We start from the raw sequence: 18,042 nt of genomic DNA, 5'->3' as shown, positions 1-18,042 counted from the left end.
AAAGAAGTCTATTTATTTTAAAGAATGGACAAACAACCCACTACGCAGTTTCGGTTCAAACCACGTTGATTTCGGTGGCATGACTTCTCCGGCATCTGCGATTGCTAATAAATCTTCCATAGATGTCGGATATAATGCGAATGCTGCTTTGTATTCGCCGCTGTTCACAAGGCGTTCTAGTTCTTCTAGCCCCCGTATTCCGCCAACAAAATCAATGCGTGAATCAGAACGCGGATCATGTATTTCAAGCACTTGGCTTAATAAATGATCTTGCAGGATAGATACATCTAAACCTCTAACAAGATCATTCGCATCAAACGTTTCCTCTTTCACTGTGAGCTTATACCACTTCTCATTTACATACATACCAAATGATTTGGGCTCATTTGGTTTATACGGAGAAACAGGTGCTTCTTCTACATAAAAGTACTGCGTAATTTGATTTAAAAACTGTTCCTCTGATAAGCCATTTAAATCTTTCACAACTCGGTTATAGTCCCAAATCGATAATTCATCATGAGGGAATAGAACCGATAAGAAGAAATTAAATTCCTCTTCTCCTGTGTAATTTGGATATTGTTCTCTTCGCATAAGTCCTACTTTTGCAGCTGATGCAGAACGGTGATGCCCATCTGCAATATAAAGATTAGGAATATCTTCAAATGCGTTTACTAAAGTCGTAATTACATCTTCATCTGCAATCTTCCACGCAACATGCTTAACACCGTCTTCTGCTGTAAATGTATAAATTGGCGCATGCTCTTCTTTCCAGCTTCTAATTAAATGCTTTACTTCATCTTTTGTACGGTACGTTAAAAAAATCGGACCTGTATTTGCGTCACACACATCTACGTGGCGAATACGATCTAGCTCTTTTTCATGACGTGTTCTTTCATGTTTTTTAATTGTATCATCTTCATACTCATCAATAGATGTACAAACGACAAGGCCTGACTGCGTTCTTCCTTGCATCGTCAGTTCATAAATATATAGCGCTGGCTCTTCATCTTGTATGAACACTTCTTCTCGTATAAATTGCTTTAAATTGTCTCCCGCTTTTTCATACACGCGATCATCATACGGTGACAGTTCAGGATCTAAATCAATTTCTGCTTTATCAACATGCAAGAAAGAATATGGATTCCCTTTTACAACTTCCCTTGCCTCTTCACTATTTAATACGTCATACGGTAAAGCTGCCACTTGTGCCGCTTTTTCCTCTACTGGACGAATGGCCCGAAACGGTCGTATTTTTGCCACATTCCTCTCTCCTTTACACAATCATTCGAACGGCTACAACACCTGTAATTTTGCTTATATTTTCTACAATATTCTCTTTTATTATATCATCAATTCCGTTATCGATATCAATCATTGTGTATGCCCAAGAATGTTTACTACGATTAATCATATCGGCAATATTAATATGATGTTCCGCTAAGCATCCTGTAATTTGCCCTACCATATTCGGGACGTTTTGATGCATAATTGTAATGCGTTTCTTTCCGATATACGGCAGCTCAACATTTGGATAGTTGACTGAATTACGTATATTTCCTGTCTCTAAATATTCACGTAATTGACGTGCTGCCATTACTGCACAATTTTCTTCTGATTCAGACGTAGATGCACCAAGGTGAGGCGTCGCTGTTACATTTTTCATCTTTATTACATTTTCATTCGGGAAGTCCGTTACGTAATGTGTAATAATATCTTCTTCTAATGCTTTTTGAAGAACCTTTTCATCTACAAGTTCTCCTCTAGAGAAATTAAATAGACGCATCCCTCTTTTCATCTTCTCTACAGCGTGTTCCCCAATAATCCCCTTCGTTTGATTCGTAAGAGGAATATGCAGTGTAATATAATCACATGTTGCAAAAATTTCATCTAGGCTAAATGCTCTTTGCACATGTGTAGAAAGACGCCAAGCTGTTTCAACTGAAATGTAAGGGTCATATCCGATAACATCCATCCCTAACGCTAACGCATCGTTCGCAACTAAAGCACCGATTGCGCCAAGTCCGATAACACCTAGACGTTTCCCTGCAATTTCTGATCCAACAAATTGTTTTTTTCCTGATTCAACAAGCTGTGGTACTTCTTCACCCTCTAAGTTTTTCGTCCAACTTACACCATTAATAATGTTACGTGAAGACATAATAAGACTGGCAATAATGAGTTCCTTTACAGCGTTTGCATTTGCCCCCGGCGTGTTAAATACTACAATTCCTTTTTCTGTACATCGCTCGACAGGAATATTATTTACACCAGCGCCAGCTCTTGCAATCGCCTTTAAGTCTTTTGAAAACTCTTCTTGATGTAAAGAGTAGCTACGAAGCAAAATTCCATCTGGATGATTGATTCTATCTCCTACTTCATAACGTTCTTCAGTAAAAACTTGCAAACCTTTTTCTGCAATTTGATTTAACGTTTGAACACGAAACATATCCCCATCTCCCTATCTATTCTCAAGCTCAAATTCCTTCATATAATTTACTAATTGCTGTACGCCTTGTACTGGCATCGCATTGTAAATACTAGCGCGCATACCACCGACTGATCGATGCCCTTTTAACGTAACAAGTCCTCGTTCTTTCGCTTTTTGTAAAAACTCACTGTTCAGCTCTTCTGACGGTGTTGTAAACGGAATGTTCATAAGTGATCGATACGTAGGATCAACTGGTGAAGTAAACAATTTTGATTCATCTAAGAAATTATAAAGAAGTGAAGATTTCATTCTATTTTGTTCTTCAATCGCAGATACTCCGCCTTGCTCTTTCAACCACTCTAGTACAAGTTTCGTTACGTAAATACTAAAGGACGGCGGTGTATTATATAAGGAGTTATTTTTACTGTAAGTTTCATAATTTAACATTGTCGGACAAGAGCGATCTGCTCCCCCAATTAAATCTCTTTTTATAATAGCAATCGTTAAGCCCGCAGGTCCTAAATTCTTTTGCGCCCCCGCATATATAAGACCAAACTTCGAAACATCATATCGCTCTGATAAAATATTTGAGGACATATCCGCAACGAGCGGCACTTTTTCTACATGTGGAATGTCCACATATTTTGTCCCCTCAATTGTATTATTCGTTGTAATATGTACATAATCTAGTTTTTCATCACTTAATAAACCGTCCAGTTTAGGAATCGTAGTAAACTTCTCTTGCTCGGAAGAAGCAATCACTTGTACTTCCCCAACTTTTTCGGCTTCTTGCAATGCCTTTTTAGACCATGAGCCAGTTAGTACGTATCCAGCTTTTTTATACGTATTCATTAAGTTCAACGGTATCATAGAGAATTGTAATGACGCACCGCCTTGTAAAAATAAAACTTCATACTCATCAGGGATGCTCATTAATTCACGAAGTAAGTTACTCGCTTCCTCTATAATACTTTGAAAATAAGAAGATCGATGACTCATTTCCATAATTGACATGCCTGTCCCGTTATAATTTACAAGCTCCTTTTGCACTTTCTCTAAAACTGGCAAAGGGAGTATTGATGGTCCTGCTGAAAAATTATAGACTCTCTCCATTACCCTCATAACCTCCCTATTTCTCATTTTTATTAATTTTTAAACTTTCTGAATTATAACCTAAAATATAATATACGGTCAATTTGTTTTCTATTATTAGGGCGCAAGACGCGATGGAATCGCTTGCAAGTGCAGACTTTTTTATGGACATATAAAAAAGTGTTAAGTACATAATCGTACTTAACACTCTAATAATGAAAGAATAATAGCTAGTCGTTCGTAAAGAACCGATCAAAAATTTGATAAATAGCAGAAAGACCAATGAGCCAATAAATAGTGTCCACAAGCGCCGGCATAGAACCAAACCATTTCTCAACTACATTGTAATCTAACGCTACCAATAACCAATTCAAACCGCCAAGAATCACCAATATTACTGTAAGGTAAGACAAAAATTTCATTATGATTGCCCCCTAGGTGATAAGATGGTGAAAGGCCTTTCACTAGAAATATATGTAGTAAACTTTAAAACTTACCTATTTTATAAAATTTATTTTCGGTACCACCCGCTAATAACTGCCTCTGCTTCTTTACTATGTATTTGATACGCATGTGTACTATCATTAGAGCCAATAAACCATATTGAAAAACCTTTAAAATATGGTTTCGGTTCTAATACATCTCGGTAAGCACGCCATCCATTTAATTGTACATCTTTCGAAAACACATTTGAAACATCTGGATTCCATGGATTTTGTAATCCAAGTTCACGTGCTGGAACGTTAAATCCACCGAAGTAAACTGGCTTTCCTGTTGCATTATGTAATTGTTCCAATTGCTGAACAACATTTTGCCCACGATTATATACTGTTGTCGCAAATAAACTTTGCTTCACTTCTTCATATGTTGGATTTCTTTTTCCTGACACTTCAAACCAACTGTCTATGCTAACAATATCCACCTTTTTTAAATACGGGCGATTGATTTTCTCTTTAAACTTCGCTTCATAAGAAGGGTCCCAGCTTGCTGTTAACCACCAGTTCATTTGATACAAAACATTTCCTTTATACTGATTACGAACAAAATCAATTGTATCGCTCCAGTATCCTTCTGCATACTCCATATTCACGAAATTAGAAGCAATCTTTAGTCCATACACATTGTATTTACTTGTAATGGAATTAAAAATATCTTGCAGAATAACCGTCTTCCAATTCCAGAAGAAATCATTAATGTTACTTGGGTCCCATTCTGTCTCTCCAACATTCCCCTGCTGAATATACGGGAACGGTTCCACTATAACTTGAATATTACGCTTTAATAATTCTTGAATTAAAATAATAGCTTGTTGCTTTTGCGCTTGATTAATTACCATGTTAGTAGAAGTCACATTTGGGATATCTACTTGAATCGGTACATTTACTGTATTTAAATTTAAGCGCTCCACATCCGCTAATACTTTCGCTACATTTCCAACTTCCCATACTGTGACGTTTCCTGATTTGATTTTTCCAGATTGAACAGTATTTACATCTGCCTGTACATTTCCTTGAAAACAAAAAGAAAACAACATAATAAACACTCCTAAAAAACTTATTAAACTCTTATTTTTCTTCACAACTTTCCCCCTATAATTTTTGGCTTTCTTGATTATTTTATACAACGTTTCATATATATTCCACAAAAAATCCAATAAATTTTTATTGATAAAAATGCTATTCATCCTTTATTCACATCTTACTCATACTAAGCTCCTAAAAATAGTAAGATAAATAAAAAAGGAACGGATTTCCGCTCCTTTTTTATCTTTTTACAATTATCAATCCATTTCCCTTTTAGGCTCTACCAACATGATATGAGATTCCTTTTCAGTGAAAGGTTTATGCTCAACGCCTCTCGGGACAATAAACATCTCGCCTTTAGAAATTTTCACCTGTCCATCACGAAAATCGATGAACATCTCCCCTTCAAGCACAATAAATAGCTTATCCGTATTAGAGTGCTCATGCCATATAAAATCTCCATTAGCTTTAAAAAGCTGAATTTGATCGTCATTCATTTCACCAATCACTTGTGGATACCAATAATCGTTAATTTTAGATAACTCGTCATTTAGTTTAATAGGTTGGTAATGGATAATAATCCCTCCTCACTTTCAAATTCCACTATATTACAGTAATATAAGTAAAAAAGTCGTTATTACGCTTAAAAAGAAAATGCTCCGGCCAGAACTTTTCATTCAGATAGTACAAAGGAGTGATTTCAATGAAAGTACTTTCAATCCAATGTTTCCTTTAACTCTCCATAAGTATAGAACAGTGATTTTCAAATAAGAATGGACCCCTGTTGACATTAGTATGGATTATTGATGAACTTCTCGCGATATTTAGTAGGCGAAATGCCAACTCGCTTCTTGAAAACTCTACTAAAATAAAAAGGGTCTGCGATTCCAACAGCCTGCGCAATTTGTTGTACAGGCACATCACTTGTACATAACATTTTTTGAGCCATCTTTATACGATAGTTCAATAAATATTCTGCTGCCCCCATACCTGCATGCTTTCTAAACACGTAAGAAAGACGATTTCGATTAACATTATTTTGTTCTGTAAGTGTATGAATTGTAATATCTTTATAATAGTATTTACGAACGTAACTAGATATTCGTTCGAATAAAGTATGCGACTCATAATTGCTTTCTCTATTGAAAACACTTAATAAAGCTTCATTCAACGCTTCGCGAAACAGCATTTCGGTCTGAAACATCGAAATGCCTCCACGCTGATTATATACATCCCAAAGACGCATAAGTAATTCGACAAGACGAGGAGATTGTCCTGTTAATAATTCAAAATGCTGATGAGTAAAGCCAGAGTCTTCTCGTTCTGAATTGCTTATCCGATATAAAACAAGAATATATTCCCAGTTTATTTCACCAAGCATTTTATGGGCTAATGTCATTTTTGCACCCCCATGTATAACTTTTCCTGGGGAAAGAGTATACGGCGTACCATTAAATTGAAATTGCATCTTCCCTGTAATTGGAAATACAAATCCTGGGAAAGAATCTGTAGACTCAGCAAAAGGCACACCTGGATTTTTAGCATAACGATATACTCCTTCTACTCGGAAAGGAGTATTGGCAAGATACTCTGCTAACTCATTCACGTCTAACTTCACAATACACGCCTCATTTCAATAATAGTTTTCTTGTAATTCGCGAGATTAATTGGTGTACATTCTGGGAAACGCTAAACTAAAAATAGTACATACAACTTAACAAGATCTGGTTATTAACCTATAATTATATTGTTTTTCATTTATTGACCAAAGTATCCTCCCTCTATAAATGCTTATATATCAACGGTTATAACCGCTGTTGGGGTGTCAAAAATTTTTTTCGACACGCTAGATTAACAATAATTTATATATATGTGAAACACTTACAGAATTTAGATACGCTACGCTGTTCCCACTGGATAAAACTGGTGGGAATAAACTGTATGTGATGCACTGTGGAGCTCTACAAACTTATGATGACGTACCCTCCCATGTCTCTGAGCATCATGTGCCTACATTCCTTCGTTCGGTCTAATCATAAGGCAGAGGCTAACAAAACTCCCTAAGGGACTCAAGGTCAAATGGACGGAACTACGTCAGCTACTCCGTGTCATCGAATGAAAAGAAAGTAAACGTTATAATGCCCCTTCGAGGCTTGGGATATCGGCCATCATCCGCTGTGCATCAAATTCCACTTGTTTCGTACTAAGTGCATGTAATATTTTCAATAATTTCCCACACAATACAACGATAGATTGCTTTTTACGTAATGGGTTTTTAGACCTTGTCGTGTAATAAACATGTAGTTGGCGAAACGCTTCATTACACCGGACCATCGGCATCATAACACGGAAGAGAAGTGCACGTAAGTGCCTCCTTCCCCGTTTAGAGATGCGTTTTTGTCCTCTATGTTGACCAGAAGAATGTTCCCGCAACGTCAACCCCGCAAGCTTGATTAATTGGCGTGGGTGCTGATAATATGAAAAACTTCCAATTTCAGATAATAATTCGATAATCGTTGCGTCTCCCATACCTGGTACAGTAGATAGCCATTCATATTCCTCAGAGTTTTTTGCTAAATTGGTAAGGCGACTCATGAGCTCTTTGATTTCATTCTCAATCTCACGATAACGACGGACTAATGTGGCAATCTCTACGCGGGCCATCTCTAATCCTTCTGTTACTCCAATCGAATCTAACGCAATTTGAGTTAACCGCATCACCTTATGCTTCTGTGGTGATGTAATCCCTTCTACTTGTCGATAATCGTGTAAAAGCTCTTCTACTGTCTTTCCAACAACATCGCAAGGTAACGGTGTACATTCTAGCGCTGCCATCGCCGTTTTTCCGAAAGTAGGAAATACTTTTGAGAACTCAGGAAAATAACGATCTAACCAGCGAATGAGCTTGTTTCGTATCGCAATTTGTTCTTCTACAAACTGATTTCGCAAAGTAGTCCCTACACGAAGTTCCGCCTCCACACCAGCTAAAATACGTGGATAACTAAATCGACCATCTTTCACAAGACGAGCAATCACAAGAGCATCTTTTGCATCATGCTTCGTCTGTAAATTATCATCTAACTCTTTGGAACGCTTCACATGCATCGGATTTACCATGACTAATGGAATCCCTCGCTCCGTAAGGAAATAAGCAAGATTCAGCCAATAATGTCCAGTAGGCTCAATCCCCACAATTACATCTGTTTTTTTGTATTCTTCCATTGCTTCTAAAACACTTCGATAAAAAGTTTCAAAGCCTTCCTTTGATTGTAAAACTGGAAATGCCTTCTTTAGTGCACGTCCTCGGACATCAATGAAACTAGCGTAGTGTGTTCGTTTTGCGATATCCATTCCAATCACGAGAGTCATTTCAGTAACTTGATTAATTTTTTCATTCTGATTACAATCCATATGAAGCCTCCTTGATTATGAATTAGGGGTCAATTTCGTAATTTGACACCCCGCATCATACCAAGAGGCTCTTTCACATGCAAGCCCACCGAAAACCTTCAAACAGGAATTCTCCCTATATTATTGATAATGATTTTCATTGTAGTTTGATAAAAAAACATTTGTCAAGTTGGCTGGCCTAGAAAAATGATGAAACAAGGGGGATAGAGGAACAGTTCTGTTGCAAATAATACCTAGTCTTTGTTAACTAATTCCCCTCAAAACTGGAATAATCATGTTAATAGTTGTAATGACTTTATTAGTTACAGCACTTACAGCATGTGGAAATAATCGTAATCCTGAAGAAGTTGCTACAGCGTATTTCGAAGATGGAAACAGCCTACTATCAAATTAAATGATAGTAGGCTGGCTGTTAAAATTATTTAAGAACTGGGTTATGTTCTAAATGATAAGCTTTCATTATCAAAAAGAGTATTACTAGTTCCCTCCACAAACAAAAACACCCTATCACTTCGGTTCTAAATTTAGCACCTTCCCCTCTATCCCCTCCGTATTCAATGTAGTCGTATGATACGTGCCATTTACCCAATCATCTATTTGATCATGATACCAATCGCTTCTAAAATGGCCCGACTGTCCTGGCCCTACGATATGATAACCGTTTGACATATCTTTCGTATCAATAATGAATCTCCAAGACGCCCCGTGATTTACAATGCCGTTTTCGCCGTAACTCGCTGCTTGCACGGTAACTTGGCTCCCACCAATCGGAACTGGTTTCTCACGATTAAAAGCGAGTAATGCTAACATACTCGATGATTTCGAAATGGGATGTGTAAAAGCGAGTTGATGGTAATCGCCCCACTTCCACTCACCAATATCGGGTCCATATTCCTTCTGCAATTTCTTCATTACATTCTCGTACGATGTATGCACAACTTTTGTGAAACCTCCGTACTTCGTAAACCAAACGCTATTTTCTCCCGCTACTTCTTTTCGAATCAATTCATCAACAACTTGTGACTTCCCTTCAAATAACTCCATTACATCTTTCGGTATTTCTTTTGAAAATAACGTATTTGAAATCTCTTTCATTAACAAATGGAATATTAATGGTGCCGCTTCATCTTTACTATCGTAAAAATTCCACTTTGTTAATTGGTCTACGCCTTCTTTCTCTACCTCATTTAAAGATGCTTTATTTAACTCTTTTAAAAATATAGGAGTAAACTCTTTCCCATATAAATTCTTTTGATCCATCTGTAACTCTTCTAAATCTTTCACCGTATACTTTTCCTTCTCTTGCAAAAATTCTTGAATACGCATTTGCCTATATGGCTGCGCCCACGTATTGCTAATATGATACGGATAATCATCATCAACAATTTTATTATTCGCAGTTGAAATAAACCCTTGTTTTGGATTAATTACTTTTGGAAGTTGATCAAACGGGATATACCCTTCCCATTCATATTCATCTGTCCATCCTGGAACAGGTAAGCTACCATCACCTTTTTTACGCACTGGTATATTTCCATTCGCTTTATAAGCAATTGTGCCGTCGTTTGATGCAAACACAAAGTTTTGGGTTGGTGTATGAAAATCTTGAAGAGCGATTTCAAACTCATTCCAGTCTTTTGCTTTGTTCATATTTAATACAGCTTTTAACTCAGCTGACGGTTCTAAAGCTGTCCACTTTAAAGAGAATACTGTTTTCGTTTTCTCCTTCCCCTTATACGCAAACTCTGAAATTACTGGTCCATGCCTCGTAATCGTAACGTTATAAGGAATTGTCTTCCCGCCTTTTACTTTAATAGACTCGTCTACAACGGTAGCTTTTTCCCATTTATCGTTATACAGAAATTCATTTTCATTATTAGGATTTCTCTTCTCAATATATAAATCTTGCACATCAGGCCCTGTATTCGTAACACCCCACGCTATTTTGTCATTGTGTCCTAATATAACACCTGGTACTCCAGCGAAAATAACGCCACTCACATTTAAACCTTTCATTTCAAGTCTCGTTTGATACCAAATAGAAGGCGTCGCAAGAGATAAATGAGGATCATCTGCTAAAATTGGCTTACCTGACGCACTCTTCTCACCGCTCACAACCCAGTTATTACTACCGTTAAACTCCGGCGGAATTATCGTTTTTGAAAAACTTTGTGCTACGTCCACATTTGTATTTTTCAGTTCAGCTAGCAATCTAGGAGCATCTTTCGGATATGCAGGAAATAGCTCATTCGCTTGCTCTTTCGGAAGATTTTTCAGCGCCCAATATCGAAATGCCTGTCCGTGCCAATGTCCTCCTAAGTCAAACGCCATATACTTCCCGATCGTTAAAGTATCAACAATTGACCACTCAGCAGGTTCATAACCTAATATAGTAAACTCAACTGGTAATTTCTTTTCCTCTTTCGCCTCACGTATAAAAGCGTTCACCCCATCAGCAAATGACTGCAGGGCATATTTCGCTTCTCCATCATATTGACTAACTGAAGCTTCGGCAGCTCGCCGTAAACCGAGTGTTCGAAACAATTTATCTCGATCAACAGCTGCTTCCCCAACAACTTCACTTAACATACCAGACGCTTGTCTTCTACTTAAATCCATTTGAAACAAACGATCTTGCGCTTGCACATATCCTTGTGAAAAATATAAATCATGTGCATTTTCCGATTTAATATGCGGTACACCTTTACTATCACGCTTCACCGTAACAGCTTGTTGTAAATCCTCTAGCTTTATCGTTCCATCTATCTTTGGCATAGATTTCAGCGTATATATGTTCAAAAAAATCGCAGCGGAAATAACTAACAAAAGAACGATACTACTAGCCCAAATAAAAATTCTTTTTCCCCTTTTTCGTTTCTTCTTTATAACGACTTCCATATAACCACCCCTTTCTCACACTATTCGCTTCTTTTTGAGAAAGAACCTTTTAAAGACATTGAAAAACCCCCTTCATTTTCCTACCAATGAAGGGGGTTTTTCTTATCGTTCGCTACGCCAACTTTCATTATGCCCAAGATTTGAATCTGTCGCTACTTGGACATCATATAACATTTCACTAAAGAAGCGTTTATCTACTTCTTTTGGTACAATGCGTCTTTCATCATCAATCTCATCGTATTCATATGAACCACGATTCACTGTACCTGCTTTATAAAATTGAATGTCAAATACACATACATCTTCTTCATCTTCATAACCAATGGGCGCTCCGCTAAATGACAATTGCACGCCTAATCCGGTACGAGTATCTTCTTTGTAAAATGTATAATACACACCGCCATCTTGAACAGACCCACGGATCCATCCAAGCTTTGTCATCTTACCGAATAACGAACGACCATTTAGTAAAATACCGCCAAATCTCTCAATAGCACTCTCATCATTCTTTTCTACTACAAACACTGGACGCTCAATTTGTAGGAACGGCTGAACAATTCCCGCACTTTCTAATTGCTCTTTCCATAATTCCTTCTCCGCCCCAGACAATTCTAACGGATGAACGAAACCAATAACAGTGCCAGATGAAAGTTCATAACTCTTCCCGTCAATTGTACAGAACACGCCACCTTCTGCATAACGGAATGCCTTCAGCAACTTCCCTTCCTTATACTCACCCCAAATGAGTGAAATAGAAAATTGCTTCATAATTGGATTATCCATAAATACAGATTTCCATGCATTATGTGACCAATAACGCTTTAACGAAAGTGCCGCTTCTAATCGTTGTTTTTGCATGGAAAGAGTAGTTCGGAGTTCCTTCTTTAAAGAGGCTAATTCTTTTTTAGCCTCTTCAGCCTTTTCTACATCATCTTTTGCATTCGGCTTTGGAAGTGACTTCATACGTTTTCCTTCTTCTGTCTCTAATTCAATTTTTGACTCTGTAGTTAAAATGGCAGTAAAACTTCGATTCCCGAAATCAATTATCTTTTCACCCTGTATAGTAAAGCCGAGGTCCGGCACCAATTGATCTTCCAGCTCTTCCTCTGTTATACCACGTGTTTTCGCAGCAAGACTTAGCGCTTCTTTTGCTGCATTACGTACTTGCTTATGTTTATATTTAAATGCTATTGCATGAATAGACATAAGTGCAAGCTTAGATGAAGACAAACCTAAAGCACGAACGGCATCCGCTGCTATCTTTCCTCTCATTTGAAGCACCCATTCATCAATTTGCTTTATAAGTATGTCGACCATTTTGTCGTCACTATACATTCCGTATAACGAAAGAATTCCACGCTTCTTCACATCTGCGTCTTGAGAAATCCATATTTGATATATTGTTTGCACACATTCTTTTAAGTCCTCTTCATTTAAAGCTCTACCAATTACTTCTGCCGTTTCTTTCTTCTCAATAACAGCATCTGAAATATACTGTTGTAAATAGGCTAACGGAATTGCAGCATCAGCAGTTTCATCAGAGTCACGTAAACGGATTTGTGGCTCATCCCCAATCAATTGCAGAAGTGAATTTCTTGTTTGTTCAGTTAAAATACGTGCACATAGTTCTTCTATTTTTTCTTCCTCCGTTTGGAATAAAAATGAGAATTTTCCTGCGAAAGATTCATTTTTACTTTCTTGCAAAGCTTCCTGTACAATTTTCGTATATTTTTCAAGCTTATACTCTATTAGTATTTTCATCACATTTTCACGAACAATCTTCTTTTTATTATGAAGTTCAACTGCTACATCTGCTGCAGCTTCCACATCTTTTGAAAGCAGCTTAACTACAGACTCACGCATTTTTTTAGATGAATCTCCTAAGCTTTTAATTAAAATTGGACGCATTTTAATCATGTTATCCTTTGCTAACTCTTCTAAAATATATGCTTTGGCCACAGCAGAATACTCATCAAATCTTTCAATGATGTACGCTTGTTCTTTTACAATTACACAAACAAGCGCTTCCTTCGCCTTATTTCTCTCTTCACTGTAGCATGCAGCTTCTTCAACTGCATAAGCGATAAGCTTTTCCTTACTTAACCCATACGAAAGCAGATCTTCTAATACTTGTTTCGGTTCTACTCCTCTGACAGAACATTCGTAAAGAAGTTCGTATAAATTAACACTATCATCATCTCCAAACTGTAGTGTAAGTACAGCTTCCCTCTTCGCTACATCATCTATATCCCAAAGAAGCGCAACCTCTAACACCGGCATACCCCAATACATACTCCTATATTTCGGATTTTTAAGTATTTGCTTCATATCCTCAAGTGACAATTTCCCTTGTAAATAATCACGATATGTATCCCGCACTGTAGACAATTTTATTTGCAAAGCAGCAACAAAAAATTCTTCTCGCATTTTCCCTATATCTAGCTCATATCCTTTTTCAGCTAACGTTCGTGCGATGATGAGATAATTCATTTTACTTACATATTGCAAAGTATGTTGAATACATTCAGGATCTTCCTCCAACATAAAGCATAGCAATTCATATTCATACGTCTTACAAAAATCCTCACTATTCAAATCATGTTGCCTTAGACGATGCGCAAAAAATCTTTCCTTAGAAATCCAAAACTGTGTACAAAAACTTTGAATTTCTTCATATGTTTCTCTATTTACACTACCAGTTTTTTTGTAGTTTTGAGACTGACCGAGAGTGTGACACATATAACGTTTTGCATAGTTTATAAAACCCCAAACATTTTTCTTCGCCAATATTTCAATATATCGCCTCGCAACATTCGAATATTTATGAACACAAAATAATAGCCGCCAAATATGTTCCGGTAAATTCCCACCTATAAATACTTCACTATCATCTTCATCTTTTAAATACCGTTTAACTGCTTCAACCTTTTCCTTTTCCCCTAGCAGTTTTAATATAAATTCTGTATGTTCTTCTAACCTTTCATTCAATAAAAAACTATATGTACGAAACTTTTCATAATCTACATCAAACATTATGAGAAGTAATGTTAATTGTTGCTTAGTTGGTAAAGTATGTAATTGTCCCTCTATATAGTTCGGACTCTCTTTTGTTAACTCTCTAAGAAAAACATCTGCTTCATTTACATAACTTGAAATACTGGATAAATATTTACATGCGATTGCTACAAGTTTGTCCAAAGGAAGTGCACTTTTTTCTAAATAAATCTTCATTTTAGAAAAACTGACATGCGCAAAACGGACTACAAGAACATTTAATAATTGCTCCTCGAGTATATGGTAAAATAATCGAAAAAAATCCGGATCTTGTTTATGCACTTTCCTAAAATCGTTTATAAATCTCTCCGCAAAATCACTTCTTTTTTGATCACGAATTGTCGTTAGTTGAATATTTTTTAAAATCTCTTCTTCTTTTATCTGTAAATATCGTTGTGATAATTGTTTCTGTTCTTCTGTCATATTAATATATTGAAACAACTCAGATGTACTAGTAGTCAAACTTTGTACCCCCCGCATCTTTTTATCTATTATAAAAATACCCTTATTTAATGGTAGTATAGCATAAAACCAACAAAAACGAACGTACATTCTATATTAAATTAATGTAAATTAAAATACACTACTCAACATACATTTCCTTCTCTCTAAACTTCCCATTACAGACTTCTCCCCACTAAAATCCTTTAACTTTTTGCTACACCAATTCCTCAAAATCCCCTTCACATAAGCTAACGTTTTCTTATTATTTTCAAACGCAATTTTAAGTGCCTCTAACACTTCCTCTCCAGAAAGTCTTTGTATCCAATTCTTCAATTCCTTCACAATATATGGGGATAAACTACTAATATTTTGTTCATAAAACTTATAAACTTCACTATTTGGAACGTCCTCTTCTATGGTTTCCACCTCTATCTCTTCCGCTTCTTCTTTCTCTTCAATAACTACTTGTGAACTACTATTATCCTCTTCTTTTGGCATACCAAAATGCTGCAATAATAATGGAATCTTGTATTCTTCTTCAAGGCATTTACGTAAAAATATATGTATGAACTCATTACTTTTTATAGTCTTTAACTCATGTAATACGCACTTCTCCACATTCGTATTTGAAATAGGGTTATAGTGTAACCAATTTATTATGAATACCTCTTTCGTTTCCGTATCATATAAAATCTTTCCATACTCAACAAACCTGTTTAGCAACTTCTCAACAGTCTCCATACTGTAACCTGTTTCAAGCTCTGCCACACGCTTCGCTAATATGTAAATACCACATTGCTTCGTTTTCGTACCAGTTAACAAATATATGTAAAAATAACGCTCCTCTGGCGTTAAATCTAATATGAATTCATCTTGCCAAAAGTTCACCTGCACATTACGGTATACTGCCATATGTTTCCCTCCACTCTTTGCTAGTAAATAGGAAAATTTTAATCCTTCATTATAAAGATAGGCATGCGGGAATGGTTTTGGCATTCGAATTACAATTTTTTTACTACTACAACGCCGGTTTCATTTTTTCGCGCTTGTTTTGTTCTTGTAGTTGTTTTTGTTTTTGTTTTTTCTTAGTGATTTATTACTTGGTAGGGGCTTATGAGGGGCTTGGAAGGGCATTCTACATTACAATCTATCAAATACAATTGTTCTTCCTACTAAATAGGAGCTATTCCAAATTATTATTTTGGATAGCTCCTTTCAAATTCGTCTTATTTTTTACTTCTACCAATGTCAGCTTCTACATACAATTTCTTCTGCTATTTGCGGGCAGTAAAACTCTCATTTCAAAATTTGGTGAATAAACTGCTTGATTGCAATGCGAGTGGCCCTCACTGATTAAAGTTTCCTTTTATTTTTGCATTGAATCTAACATCTTCACAATAAAGGCAGCCGCCTGACCACGAGTTGCTGTGCCTCGAGGATCAAACTCATTATTTCCAATACCATTAACTACCTTTAGACTGTATAATCGTTGAACCGATTCTTTGTATGTTATTAAATGCTTATCTGTAAATGGTAATGCTACTAACTCACCTGTAATTCCTTTATATCGTAATGCTTTGTCAATCATAATAGATACTTCTTCACGAGTAATTGGTGAGTTAGGATCAAAAATCCCTTCACCACGACCATTAATAATTCCTGCACTTGCACAACGTTTAATACCGTCATGAAGTGATGGATGTGCCTCATTAATATCTACAAATGACTTATTTCCCTCTGGTAGTTTAAGAGCATTCGAGATTAATTTCGCAAACTCCGCTCTCGTTACATTTCGATATGGAGCAAATACACCATTGCCTTCGCCTTGCATAATACCTAGACTGTTTAATTTACGAATATGCCCTTCAAACCAGCCACCTGTAATATCATCTTTTGGTTTTTGTACTTCTTCCTTAGGCTTTTGTACTTCTTCCTTTGGTACATTGTAGTTAATTTTAATCCAACTTGGGTCATAGAAAATCCATTCTCCATTACCTACTTTATACCAACCATTTTTAACGGCTAATACTTTGTAACGATCTCCGTTTGAAGCTTTACGTACAACACGATGTTCAATACCCGCATCACTACGTACATTGATGCCACTACCATTTACCACTAGTTCCATGCTAGGTTCAGCTGGATTATTTTCATTTGGATTAAATGAGTCATTTTTATCTTGTAAAGGCGTATCAATCTGCGCATTTATATTTGCATACCACTGAATTCCTTGTACGAAACCAGCCCAATTACCACGTGAAATTAAAATGTCAGGACATTTTTTCCCGCTCCATTGTTGATGCTTGTAAATATGATCTGCACCAATTCCTTCTTTGTTCATTAAATAACCTGCAAGTCGTTTTGCATTTTCTAACGCTTTATTGTAATCACCGTCTTGGTTAACCGCAATCTCGATACCGATAGACTCCCTGTTTCCTGAACCATCTCCATCTCCTGCATGCCAACCATTTTCGTTTGTTGGTAAGTGTTGATAAATTTGTTTATCATCTACAGTAAAATGCCATGAAGCTGTTCGGAAAGTGCCTTCAGTTGCTTGCTTGTATAAATATTTCGCATGATTTTCAGCATTAGCACCAGCAGCTGTATTTGCGGTCTCATGGATTGTAATGTAACGTGCTTTCATCGGATTTGCAGGACGAATATCAGGATTTCCTGCTGGAACAATCCACTCCACAAATGGAACTCCTGCAAGTGTTCCATATTTCTTCGTACTCTGTGCACTATATTGAATACCTCTTGGCTTTGCAACAGGTTTCATTTGACGATCAGATCCATCATTTCGACCATCTACAGATTCAAATGCCTTTTCAATGTTTGAAATAGCTTCCTTTTCTGCTACTTGTCCCTTCTTAGCATCTTGCATTTTGTTTAATTCTTCTGTTTCATTATGTTTATGCTTATATTCTTCTAAAAGCATTTTTTCATTTCCAGATACTTCTGCTTCGTTAATTTGTACATGATCAGGAACTTCCAACTTGAAATTAGAATAATTTAATCCGCTCGTTCCGTGTTCTCCTTGGGCAATATTAAGTTGATCAGTTTGAGATTTGTTGATCTCTTCTGCTGATGCTGATAAAGGTACGCTCCCTAAAATCACTAGACTTGTTGATAGTGCGATTACTTGTTGTTTGATTGTCTTATTCATTATTATAATAAATACATACACACTCC

Annotated in this window: 12 protein-coding genes; all 12 read right to left on the bottom strand. The window is 36.6% G+C overall.

Features of this window, described 5'->3' with window-relative positions:
- Nucleotides 1-12: 12 nt before the first annotated feature.
- Nucleotides 13-1,260 (bottom strand): DUF1015 domain-containing protein, encoded by a 1,248-nt coding sequence (locus tag M1D66_RS11320; RefSeq protein ID WP_001063070.1) that lies wholly within the window; start codon nt 1,258-1,260, stop codon nt 13-15.
- Between the two features lie 13 nt (nt 1,261-1,273).
- Nucleotides 1,274-2,446: a 3-phosphoglycerate dehydrogenase family protein gene (locus tag M1D66_RS11315; protein ID WP_000490228.1), complete on the bottom strand. Its 1,173-nt coding sequence runs from the start codon at nt 2,444-2,446 to the stop codon at nt 1,274-1,276.
- A 12-nt stretch (nt 2,447-2,458) separates the two neighbouring features.
- The gene (serC, locus tag M1D66_RS11310) at nt 2,459-3,541 is read right to left on the bottom strand and encodes a 3-phosphoserine/phosphohydroxythreonine transaminase (protein ID WP_000442943.1); all 1,083 of its coding nucleotides are present in this window, start codon (nt 3,539-3,541) and stop codon (nt 2,459-2,461) included.
- Nucleotides 3,542-3,750: 209 nt separating this feature from the next.
- Nucleotides 3,751-3,942: a DUF378 domain-containing protein gene (locus M1D66_RS11305; protein ID WP_000670805.1), complete on the bottom strand. Its 192-nt coding sequence runs from the start codon at nt 3,940-3,942 to the stop codon at nt 3,751-3,753.
- 89 nt (nt 3,943-4,031) lie between these two features.
- Nucleotides 4,032-5,099, bottom strand: coding sequence for a glycoside hydrolase family 113 (locus M1D66_RS11300; protein ID WP_242555136.1), 1,068 nt, complete (start codon nt 5,097-5,099; stop codon nt 4,032-4,034).
- A 201-nt stretch (nt 5,100-5,300) separates the two neighbouring features.
- Nucleotides 5,301-5,540: a cupin domain-containing protein gene (locus M1D66_RS11295; protein WP_242555135.1), complete on the bottom strand. Its 240-nt coding sequence runs from the start codon at nt 5,538-5,540 to the stop codon at nt 5,301-5,303.
- A gap of 293 nt (nt 5,541-5,833) precedes the next feature.
- Entirely contained in the window at nt 5,834-6,661 is an 828-nt protein-coding gene (locus M1D66_RS11290) for a helix-turn-helix transcriptional regulator (protein ID WP_242555134.1), read from the bottom strand.
- A 515-nt stretch (nt 6,662-7,176) separates the two neighbouring features.
- Nucleotides 7,177-8,454 carry an IS110 family RNA-guided transposase gene (locus M1D66_RS11285; protein ID WP_242555133.1) on the bottom strand — a complete coding sequence of 426 codons (1,278 nt, stop codon included), beginning with the start codon at nt 8,452-8,454 and terminating at the stop codon, nt 7,177-7,179.
- A gap of 507 nt (nt 8,455-8,961) precedes the next feature.
- Nucleotides 8,962-11,352 (bottom strand): penicillin acylase family protein, encoded by a 2,391-nt coding sequence (locus M1D66_RS11280; RefSeq protein ID WP_242555132.1) that lies wholly within the window; start codon nt 11,350-11,352, stop codon nt 8,962-8,964.
- A gap of 102 nt (nt 11,353-11,454) precedes the next feature.
- A complete protein-coding gene (locus tag M1D66_RS11275; RefSeq protein WP_242555131.1) occupies nt 11,455-14,868 on the bottom strand; it encodes a DUF4132 domain-containing protein in 3,414 nt (1,137 codons plus the stop codon).
- 111 nt (nt 14,869-14,979) lie between these two features.
- Nucleotides 14,980-15,762, bottom strand: coding sequence for a DnaD domain-containing protein (locus tag M1D66_RS11270; RefSeq protein ID WP_242555130.1), 783 nt, complete (start codon nt 15,760-15,762; stop codon nt 14,980-14,982).
- Nucleotides 15,763-16,216: 454 nt separating this feature from the next.
- Nucleotides 16,217-18,016 (bottom strand): S-layer homology domain-containing protein, encoded by a 1,800-nt coding sequence (locus M1D66_RS11265; RefSeq protein WP_012593286.1) that lies wholly within the window; start codon nt 18,014-18,016, stop codon nt 16,217-16,219.
- Between the last annotated feature and the right edge of the window lie 26 nt (nt 18,017-18,042).

Source organism: Bacillus sp. PK6-16, assembly GCF_056530295.1.
Note: the sequence above shows the minus strand (reverse complement) of the source record. Positions and strands in the feature narration are given on the sequence as shown.